Below are 11,809 nucleotides of genomic sequence, written 5' to 3' on the forward strand. Positions count from 1 at the left end.
TATCAATCCATTACGCTAAAATTTTTGTAGCAATAAATGCGAGATCTGCGATATCGATCTTACCATCGCCGTTCACATCAGCTTCTTTAGCCTTGGCCCAATCCGAACTTGTCGAATCCTTGCCATAATGAGCCGCTGCGATGGCGAGATCGCCGATGCTGACTTTGCCGTCTTGGTTGATATCGCCTGGTATTCCTTGTTCAGCAGCTGTCACTTCAACGCTGAGCGTGGAAAGCGCTGCTTCCAATTCGGTGCCGCTGCCGTCGCCAAGAGTTGCCTTCACTACCTCTATATTTCCTGTAAGCGTTTTCTTGATATTCCTCGCCTTAAAACTCAGCTCTACCACTTGCGCAGCCCCATTGATTGCATGCTCTTGACCTGTACTAGCAACAATGAGACGAATCTTCCCTGGCGTTGCCGCTGCACTTTCAAGAACCTGAACGCCATCGATCAAAGAATGAGCTTCCACAAATTCCATGACTTGTTCATCAAAGCTTAACGTAATGTCCTGAGCATACACATTTTGAATAGCTCCGCTTAGACCTAGTCGGACCTTGAATGGTTCTCCGGCTGGAACATTGACCGCTCCTGTTAACTCCGTCTTCGCATTCTCGCTTTCCGTTTCGATTGCTTCTCCGAATAACTTGAAGTCCCAGAAACTTGCTTTAGTGCTAGCGTTAGGAAGCCCCGTCACCGAAATTTTCACATAACGCCCCATGCTGCTAACATTATCCTTCAGCACGGCTCCAGCTTCCGTATTGTTCATGCGATCTACAGCAATATCCCATTTTTCGCTGCCTTCATCCCGCACTTCAATTTTGTATTTGTACACTTGATCGCTTTTTTCAAAAGAAATTGAGGAGGACTTCATCAAATGTCTGCTCCCCAAATCGACCGTCCATTCATGATTAGGATTTACGTCTAAAGCAGACCATTTCGTTGCCATGCTGCCGTCATTACCGTTTGATGCAGGAAAGTCCGGTCCCTCACTGTCGGAGGATGCTGGTTTCCTGCCTGCTATCTCGTGTGCAATAGGCTGCGCAGTCACTTCGATTTTGTCAAAATCAGGAGAGAAGGAACCTGTGCTCGTGTTGCTGAACCTGATCGTATTCATACCTTCGTTTAGATCCACGTTAATGACACTTGTGCGAACACTGCTCCAACCTCCCGATGAGGCCATGGACAGATTTGAAAAATGAATGCCGTTCACATATAATTCTGTGCTTCTTGCATCACCGCTAACGTAACTAATCGTTACCTGATAGGAACCTGCTGCCGGAGCAGCAATGTTGTTGAATTGAAGTGAATTTGCAATACCGTTTCCTACATAACCAACGACTGAACCGCCTGATGCTTCAGGCACGGCACGCAGTCTAACCGCTCCGCTTAGCGTATTTCCGCTAGCTTCAGCCTCATATTTTACAATCGCCTGCTCTTCCGGCTGTTTAGGATTGTAGGTTCCGCTCACTTTCAGCATGACGCTTCCATGCGCGGGAACGGTGTCAGAATAACTGTAAGCAAAATTGCCCATATCTTTGTGCTTCCATAGATCACGTACCGAGAACGTGTTCAGCAAGCCCATTTGGTCGGCGTTAACCGTCATCTTCACCGGAGCATTCGAGCGATTAAGCAGAACAACGGCTCTTTCACCGCTCGTTTTGCTTCCTAGTGGCTTGGAGTATACTTGCAAGCCTGGCGTTGATTCATCTACCTTCTTGCCTTGAATGCCGGCCGGGTCTTGGTTTACAGCTATCACTTCAGCGTTTTTGACAATAGATGCAAATTGGCTGCTGTAAGAGCTCGGGTCATCCATAGTCGTTACATCCAAGCCGAGCATAAGCGGAGAGGCTAGCACCGACCACATGCTGAAGTTGGATACAGATTCATCGAAGTTCAAGCTTTTTCGCCCGGGTTTATCTGAGATAACGCCGACCTCCAAGCTGTCAGGATCATTAAAATGGCCAGGACCTGCAATATCGGCATGCGGAACGGTCTGATCGATTTCATAGAGCACGCCGTCCCAATAATCGCCTTGATTGTCGATATCGAATCCGACTCTCCATGTATGGCCGATTGCCGGAGCCCAGTTCCAAGGCTTCTGTTTTCCCCACTCGCAAATATTAAGAAGGATATCCCGCTTCGGGTTCGCATTTTTCAATGCTTCGGCGAATTGCTCGTATTGCGTCTTGAAGTCAAGTCCTTGCGAATCGGCTCCGCAAGCATCTACTTTGACATAATCAAAACCCCATTCGGCAAACTGATCAACATCTTGCTGGTAATAGCCATAACTGCCAATTTGACCGCCGCAGCCTATCTTACCGATATCCGTGTAAATTCCAATCTTGAGCCCTTTACTATGTACGTAATCGGCAAGCTCCTTCATCCCATTAGGGAATCTAGCAAGGTTGGGCTGCAAGGCCCCGTTGCCGTCCCTTTTACCTTGCCAGCCATCATCGATATTGATATATTCGTAACCCAAATCTCGTAAACCGCTGCTAACTATGCTGTCGGCTACATCTCGAATCAGCTTGTCGCTTACATTGAAACGTACCGCATTCCAAGTGCTGTAGCCCATCGGCGGGGTAGCAGCTAAGTGGTCATTTGGCTTATGCGATGCAGATGCCTTTAGCGGAGCGATGCCGGTAAGGCATGTCGTCAAGAGCAAGAAAGCGCTTACCATTGTCGTGAAATATCTTTTTTTTCGTAAAGCATTCATCTTAATTACCTCCAAATATTTTTTATGAGGTCAGCCGCTTCCGCAGCGGCGGAAGCGGCTGACCTGCCAAATTTGAATAAGACTTACAGCTTAATCCCTATCCAATAATCTTTTTGGCAACTTCCGCTAGATCAAGGATGTCGATGATGCCGTTTTTATCAAGGTCCATATGTTTGATTTGCGCCCAATCCAAGCTATCCTTACCTTTGCCGTAATTAACAGCAATAAGTGCCAAATCTCCGATGCTAATTTTTCCGTCGTTGTTCGTATCGCCAGGGATTCCTGCTTCAACAGGGATGACCTCTACGCTAATAGAAGAAGATTTCAGCTTCGTCTCCATTCCATTCTCATCAGCCAGTGTGGCGTCTGTTACAGTAATTGTTCCAGTCACCGCTTCCTCGCTGTCCTTCGCCTTGAAGCTCAGCTCCAGCACCTGCACATCACCTGTCAGTGCGTTGGCTTCACCAGTGCTTGCAATAATGAAACGAAGCTTGCCCGGCGAAACCGTCATCGTTTCAATAAGCTTTACACCTTCAATTAACGACTTAGCCGAAATGAACTCCATAACAGATGAATCAAAATCGATAACAATATCTTGCGCATAAGCCATGTTCATCACATTTTTTATTCCAAATTGAACAACAAACGGCTCTCCGCTCTGTACACTTTCCTTGCCGGATAGATCAGTTTGCGGCTCTGCAGATGCTTGCTCTACTTGAAACACGGTTAATTCAGCCGCCGAAGCAAACTCGCCAACGCCTTGAATCGCTTCCAGCTTTACAAAAGCAGCTTCGATCGGTTTGAAATTGGCTTCCTTCAACAAGTTGTTTCTGAGCCATGTACCGCTCGTTACCTTCGTATAAGTCTCACCATCGATGCTTGTGTACACGTTGTAGCCGGTAATGGTTCCATTGCCGGAATCAGGCCTTGGCAAGTAACCGAGCTTACTAATTTTGAACGTTCCGCCTAAATTCACAATAATCGACTGCGGCAGCGGATCAACGTTGAACCACTTCGTATGCCAATGCGTATCCGGATCTCCGTCAAGCGCATACTTCGGATCATTGGTACCTGTTTGCGTGCTAGTTGCCGATGCGCTCATCTGGCTTTGTGGAATTTCAACTAGATTCTGCTGACCAGTTACAGTTACATCACTCGTCGCTGTAAAGCCTCCGTCTACTGTCGTCACCGTAATCGTCGCCGATCCCTCGCCCTTCGGCGTTACCTTGCCTTTGCTATCAACCGCTGCCACGCCTGGATTACTGCTTACCCACGTTACCTCTTTGTTCGCTGCGCCTTCAGGCTCTACGCTAGCGATCAGAGTAACCGGCTCACCCAGCACGTTTAGCGCGAGAGTCTCTCGATCGAGTGTTACGCCTGTAGTCTTCTGATCCCCGATTAATGACATACCGAATAATTTAAACTCGGAGAAGCTGGCTTTTGTATTCGCATCCGGCAGACCCGTAATCGTTATTTTTGCGTATCTGCCTTGGCTGCCGAAGTTATCCTTCAGCACAGCCCCAATGGTTGTGTTGCTTGAACGGTCAACGACCGTAATCCAATTTGTACTTCCAGCTTCTCTCACTTCAATCTTGTATTTATAAAGCTTATCGCTATGCTCGAAGGAAACTTCCGACGATTGAATCGAGTACATACCTCCTAAATCAACGATCCAACTATGGTTTGCTAACGCATCGTTTGCTGACCATCTTGTGCCCAAATCCCCATCATTTCCAGCAGCTGCCGGGAACGCTGGGTCCTCGCTGTCTGCAGAAGCAGCTTTGCCTTCTGAAATGAGCTCGATTCCCGGCGCCTCCTTCGGTGCTTCATAAACATCAAGCTCAGTAGCGGATACGAAGCCGCCCACTGCAGCTACTGCTTCCAGCTTCACATAACGGGCAGAAACAGCGTCGAAAGAGACATATTTTTTCAAATTGTTTCTGATCCACGTTCCGCTTGATATGTTCGTATACGTTTGGCCGTCTGTGCTGACATATAAGTTGTAAGAGGTAATCGTTCCGTTTGCAGCGTCCTTCCGCGGTGTATAACGGAATTGACTGATCTCATAAGCCTTGCCCAGATCAACAATGATCGATTGCGGCAATTTATCCGACCCGTCCCATTTCGTATGCCACACGGTATTCGCATCGCCATCGATTGCTTTAGAAGCCTCGCTTCCAGACTGGAAGCTTATTGCTTGGGCGTTCATCCCTTTTTTCGCAATCGGCGTCGGCGCAGGCTTCAGCAGATCTCGGTACACATTGATCTCCGCCGCTGAAGCAAAGTTCCCAACTCCCGCAGTCGCTTCTAATTTCACATAGAGGGCTTCAACGGTATCAAAGGTATCGACCTTCTCCACTTTATCGGCCTTCCATTGTCCGCTGCTCACCAGCGTGAAATTCGTGCCGTCCAAGCTGACGTACACGTTGTAGTCGGTAATGATGCCATCTGTGCCGCCGTATTGCCTTGGCAGGTATTTGATCTTATTTACAAATTGTTTGAATCCTAAGTTCAACGTCACCGACTGCGGCAATTGTGCGCTGCCATTCAGTGCAGTGCTCCAAATTGATTCGAAATTGCCGTCAAGCACATTGGACGCAGGAGCAGCAGCATCTGCATTCGTTGCCGTCGCAATCATATCGTCCTGCGGAATTTTGCTCGGGTCCGTATCTGTCGTAGGCAATTCAATAGCAACCGCATCAACAAGAGGTGTCGTATCCGCTATGAAGCCGGACACCTTCAATTCAAATCCTTGATTAGTTGGCAAATCCAATGTTTTCACATATAGAATGCCTCCTTTGTCCTGTGCATCGTAATACCAGCCGCTTGCTGCAGCATCCCATGCAGACTTCGTCGCAATCTCCGAAGAGCTGGATGAATCAATAGAAACGGCAGTCGGCTTATTGGGCATATGAATCATAAATTGATTCGTACGCGAAGCAAGCTTGCCTTTATAATCGCCTACGCTCGCTCCAACCTGAACGACAAGATCTCCTGTCCCTTGTTCAGGCGCCTTCGAGGTAATCAACGTTTTAGCAAATTTGCCATTGCGATGTTCTTTAGTCACGCCGTCATCCTCATACATTTCAAAGCTTGATGTTTGATAAGGATAAATATCGTACGTAATCGGATTCGCCGGAACCTGCCCGTCATAGAGCGACTCCGGGTACATCGGAATGATCGCTCCGCCCTTTACTAAAAGCGGCAGACGACCAAGCGGCGCAGCATATTCATCGAGCATTTTGGAGCCATAATGTTTATCGCCTGTCCAGTAATCAATCCATTTGCCTTTTGGCAAATAAATTCCGTTTCTGCTTGTTGTATCCGAATATACAGGAGCTACAAGGAACGAATCGCCGGACATAAATTGATACTGTGTCAGCAATCCCTTCCCATTCGGATCGTTTGGATACTCATATACCATTCCTCTGACGAGCGGTGCACCTGATTCATAAGCTTCATTCAAATATGTGTAGAAATATGGGGTCAATCGCTCTCTTAATTTCAAAATATCGCGATTGTAGCTAGTATAAGGCTCGCCCCAAACCCATGGCTGTTTATCCTTCGAGGCCCAACCTGACATACTCATCAGAATTGGAGTGAACGCCTTCCACTGCAAATCACGTACATACGTTTTGGCGCTTCCGCCAAATATGCCGTCCACATCGCCTGTAGCATAAGGGATGCCAGATAGCCCGGCTCCTATCAATGTTGGAATGTGGAACCTAATATATTCCCAATCTCCCGACTGATCGCCTGACCATACGGTCGAATACCGCTGCGTTCCCGCCCAGCCTCCGACAGACCAAACGTAACCCCGCTCATCCGAATTATTTTCAATGCCTTGGAACGCTTGTTTCGTTCCGTTTAAGGCGAAGTCATAGCCGGGTCCGACCCAAGCGACATCAAGCTTGGCGAGTCTGGTTCCGTCTACGCCAACCTCTTGCGCAATATTAGCAACGCCGTTTTGTGTCCATAGCCCAGTATGAAAGCCCAGCTTCTCCAGCTCATCCACCGTTTTTCCTAGATCGGTGTATCCGCATCCATAACCGTCATTTGGCAAAATCCATGCGCCAGGCATATCATGCTCCCGATATTGTTTGGCAACCCTGTCTACGACGTCAATCGTCGTTCCAGGAGCTCTGTTATAACAGTTCGCATCTCCAAAGCCCATTCCCCATCTTGGAATCAAGCTCGGCTTGCCCGTTAGATCGGTATAGCCATTCAAAATGTCTTTCATCGTGTCGCCATAAAAATAATAAGCATCAAAGTTTTTTTCATTATGAGTCAAAGAAAGGGTGCTATCGAAATCATAGGCCCCCGTCTGGAACGTATTGCGCAGAACGCCATAGCCAGCAGTACTGAGGTAAAATGGGGATGGGTTCGACACGGTGCCGCTTCCCCAGTTGCCGTATTTGTTCGCGATGTCAATTTTTTGGCCTCGATGCGAGAAAAAACCGTTTTGCATCCCGCCGCCATAAAAATATTCATCATCGCCCCGAACGAGCTTCTGCGTCGTAGATGAATCATTGTAGGTTAGTCCGCTCGCTTCCTCCCATACAAGCGTTTCATTATCTTTTTTATACATGGCGAACTTTAAAGAATTTTTGTAAGCGCGCAGTATAAATTTGCTTGTCTCCATCTTGTAATAAGTGCCCTCATCGGACGACGTAACCGCAACCGCTCCAAAGTCCTCCTTAATGACGATAGGCTCAGCCGGTTTAGCTGACGTTTTCCCTTTCAATTCGGTAAACTGGCCGCCGGCTCCGAGCCAAATACGTACCATATCCTCCTTCAAGAAAATAACTTTGACCTTATCGCTGCCAGAGGTTATCGTGAACGTTTTATCATCCGTTTTTTCAAAATTGGTAATCTTGCCTACTGCGGCAGCCTTAACCGCTATTGGATTAAACAATAAGAGCGTTGCCGCAGCCATAAAGATAAAAGCAAGCGCACAACCCCAGCGGTATTTAAAAGTTTCCAATTGATCTCCCCCGTTCGGTTAGTGGAATTTCGAATGATGCAGACAAGGTACAGCGTGTATCATGCAGCACAACATGCACCTTGTCTTGTCATTTTCCAAAGGTTATTGGTTGCTTAGTCTACTCCAATATTTTCTTCGCAATATACGCAAGATCGTTAATGTCGATCATGCCGTCTTTGTGCACATCTGCCCGCTTCGCTTGCTCCCAATCCGAATCGGCCGACGTTTTTCCATAGTAAGCCGCAACGATAGCAAGGTCGCCAATGCTGACTTTGTTATCACCGTTCAAGTCTCCCGGAAGCCCTGGAAGCTCATACTCGAAGTTAACCTGGACTGTGGATGAACCTGCCTTAAATTCTTCTCCGCTGCCAGTGCCAATCAAAGCATCCGACACGGTAATGGTCCCGGTTAGAGGCTGTTCCAGCTTCTTCGCCGTAAAGGTAAGCTCCGCAATCACCGAATCTCCTGCTATTCCATGCTCTGCCCCTTGGCTAGCCAAGAGCAGCCGGACGGAGCCCGCTCCTTTCTTCACCTCCAGAATCGCAACACCTTCGATCATCGATTCAGCCGACCCAAAGTCCATAAGGCTGTCTTCGTACTGGATCGTGATGTCCTGTGCGTAGACAGACTCGGTTACACTTTGAAGACCGAAGCTGACTTTGAACTGCTCACCGTATGCAACTTTGCTTGGAGCCGTAATTGTAGTAGATAAAGCTTCTGTATTTGCAGGTAATACCGTCACTTTGCTGACAGCTGTAAAGCCGCCTGATTCGGTCGTGACCGTTATATCGGCACTGCCCGCTCCAATCGCCGTAACGATTACCTTGCCATCCGCGACAACAACCTTAGCTACAGCCTCATCGCTGCTCACCCATGTTGTATTTTTGTTCGTTGCGCTTCCTGGCAGCACAGTGGCAGTAAGCTGAGCCGTTTCCCCTTTTTTCAATTGAATGGACGGTTTATCCACTCTAACGCCCGTTACCGGCACTTCAGCCACATTATTGTTAAACTGGAAATCATCAAACACAGCAATCGTAGGCCCAAATACACGTGCACCCATTTTGCCCTCTTCAATTGGAAGACTAGGCAGAGCGCCTTCAAAATATGTCTTACCATTTACGATCAGAGTAATAAACGTTCCCTCGAACTTGACCTTAACGGTTGCTGTTTCACCCTTACGCAGCATAGCACCTTGATCGGAAGTCATTGCTCCATAGCTGTCCTGCGCGTTAACCCAGTACCAGCTGCGCTGGTCAAAGCCAACTGAAGCCCATGACCCTTCATTCGCATACCGGAAAATAATGCCTGCACGAACAACATCGCTCTGCGGAGTCACTTTGAATTCAATTTCACCGTTTGTAATCATCGGAGAATTACCATCCACAAACACGTTGTTGCTGCCATTTGCAGTGAGCTTCAATGCATGCTGCCCTGCATTCCCCGGATCGTCAACGAGGGTCATGCTGCCGCCGCCAGCCCCGATCGCATGATTCCAGCCTTCCAGTGTATTCGCTTCGAAATTTTGCTTATAGCGCACTGGGATCGGTACCGGAACAGGATCATTCGGATTCGCTGGATAAACCTCGAATTCATATAAGGAATAGCCGTATTGCCCTATGCGCTTCGTACCCTGCATACGTACATATTGCGCGCTTTCCGTTGGAAATTTAACGATTTCCACGCCGCCAAGGCCCGCGCTAGTGGAATAAACATCACGCCAGGAAAGAGCATCATCCGAGACTTGAATCTTGTAGCCCTTGGCATTGGCATTTTCCCATTTCAGAACGACCTTGCCAATATCGATGGATTGACCCAAATCCACATAAATCCATTCATTGTCCGTATATTTCGATGACCAGCGTGAAGAGCTGGACTCAATCTCATCGAAGGCTAGACCTGGTTGGAATGCGCTGACTTCAACAGAAGAAGCGATTGCCGTTTTATGTGCAGCTGCATTGACCGTCCATGGAGGTGAGCCTGCTTCCTCCCCAATCTCTTTCCCTGTTAAAACGCGGTCATAAATTTTGAGCTCATCCAAAGCTCCTATGAAGGAGCCCGTCTTGCTGCCGATGGAAGCCGCAGGAAGCAGCGTCGTTTCGGATAAGGTGCTTTTGAGTTCCCCATCAATAAATAAGGATGTTCCCTTCAAATCTCCCCGAAAAGCGACATGCACCCAGCGCCCCGTTGGAATGGCGGAGTTGAAGGTGAAATCAAAGCCTTCTCGCGAGAACCCGGCATTCGCGCTGCCCTTTTGCTTCAGCTTCAGCATGCCGTACTCCGACTCCAGTAAAATCGCTTCATCTGACAACGAGTTGTCGTCCAGCTTCACCCATGCTGCCGCCGTCCAAGGGAAGCCTTTAATCGTTAAGCCAGTATCGATCCGATCCGTCTTCTCGTTAAACATCACCCCTTTACCCATTTTCCCTTCACTCGTCCGCTCCACGCCCTTTAGCGTGCCGTTGTACAAGTTTCCGGATTGATCAGCTGTCGATGTTGCATTCCCTTCTTCAAAAGAATAATGAACGATTGTTTCTCCAACCGAATCCACCTCATGCAGAAGATCGTTTCCAGGCCCAATACCAAGCAAATCGCTAAGCTGCTTGAACTCGGTGTAAGTCGAATCGCTGGATTGCCCTCTCCACATTTTTTCTGCCATCACCGGCAGCGCCTGCTTCACCCGATCATGGACATCTGCCGCGCTTACCTTCTTGCCAAGCAGATCGTTCCATACCGCGAACATGCCGCCAAGCAAGTTAGGCTCCCCATCCTTCAAACGAAGAGTGTTGCCGAAGTAGGTCGGCTCCCAGTTGTTGTAAAGCCAATTCGCATCCAAGTAATCGCGGTAATAGCCCGCCTTTGGCACCATGTACAAGTAACCATCCAGCGTATTGATTACTTTATAGCCCTGTGCGACTGAATCGGCCGGATTTTGCCAGCCATTGTTCCAGATGTGAGTAATAATGTCCTTGTCAACTGGCGTCGTTCCTGTGAATAGCGACAAGCTGCCCCACATTCTGGATACTTTCCCTTTGCTTTTTAAGTACTCGTTCATTTGATTGAGATATTGCCTGTAATACTCGAAGGTCGTTCTATCATTCCGATCAAACTCGTCAGCGCCAAAATGAATTTCTTTGCTGTCGAACCATTGATTATCCAAATATTCGTCCATGACATCTTTGACAAATTCGATCGTTTCCGGACGTGTAATATCAAGATGATCGACAGGCAAATTATCTTTTACGAGATCTGGCCTAACTTTCGTCAGCGCCAGCGCATGGCTAGGCGACTCGAACTCAGGCGTAATGTTAAGCCCGCGGACACCTGCAATATCCTGAAGCTCGCGGAAATCCTGCTTCGTATAGTGCCCGTCCTTAGCAGTCAACTCCGGGTATTTGGTGCTTTCCAAACGGAAGGCAGAATATTTATTCCAGTTCAGCCTGCTCGTATCGGAGAAAATCTCGTTATCATTAAGATGCAGCTGAAAATCATTCAGCTTGTAGTAGGACATCATTTTGGCATATTCCTTCAGATCGCTCATCGGGAAAAATTTACGCGCTACGTCCAGCATGAAGCCGCGCTCTTGGTATTTAGGAAAGTCCTTCGCGATTCCTTTCACGATGCTCGACTTTGCAGGATCCTGCTCCAAAATTTGCAGTGCTGTTCTCGTTCCGTAAAAAACGCCCTTCGTCGTATTGGCGTTTATTTTTACGTAATCGCGGGCTTCAAACGTATAACCTTCATCGCCAATCGCGCTATCTCTCGTGCTGTTCACCCCAAGAACGAAGTCACTCGTTAAGGCTGGCTGATCATTGACAATCGGAATATCCTTACCTGTTATTTCTTTCAGATCGTCCTGGAACACTTCTGCTACAGCTGCTAAATCATTGGCGGCTAGAACAATACGCGAGTTATTTGTCAGCACGAAGGAGCCGCTTCCGCCCGTCCACTCCTGCAAGCTTGGTATGACCTTCGGCTTAGCATTAACGGCAGCTTCCGCCGCACCGGCTGATTGCAGAGGTACGGAACAAAATATCATGCTAGTTATGCCGATGATACTTATCCACTTTTTCAATTGAAATTCACCCCAATTTATTAATTTGAGCAGGCAG

Annotated in this window: 3 protein-coding genes; all 3 read right to left on the reverse strand. The window is 48.0% G+C overall.

Translation table 11 applies throughout. The features are described from left to right. Positions 1-10: 10 nt before the first annotated feature. The 3 genes from AC0YN6_RS22370 to AC0YN6_RS22380 all read right to left on the reverse strand — a co-directional run bounded on the left by AC0YN6_RS22370 (position 11) and on the right by AC0YN6_RS22380 (position 11,772). Positions 11-2,716, reverse strand: coding sequence for a cohesin domain-containing protein (locus AC0YN6_RS22370; protein ID WP_475749601.1), 2,706 nt, complete (start codon positions 2,714-2,716; stop codon positions 11-13). A gap of 97 nt (positions 2,717-2,813) precedes the next feature. Continuing rightward, positions 2,814-7,700 (reverse strand): discoidin domain-containing protein, encoded by a 4,887-nt coding sequence (locus tag AC0YN6_RS22375; RefSeq protein ID WP_475749602.1) that lies wholly within the window; start codon positions 7,698-7,700, stop codon positions 2,814-2,816. 118 nt (positions 7,701-7,818) lie between these two features. Then, positions 7,819-11,772, reverse strand: a complete 3,954-nt coding sequence (locus AC0YN6_RS22380) for a family 20 glycosylhydrolase (protein WP_475749603.1) — start codon at positions 11,770-11,772, stop codon at positions 7,819-7,821. Positions 11,773-11,809 lie beyond the last annotated feature (37 nt).

This window comes from Paenibacillus sp. J22P15 (genome assembly GCF_056269345.1).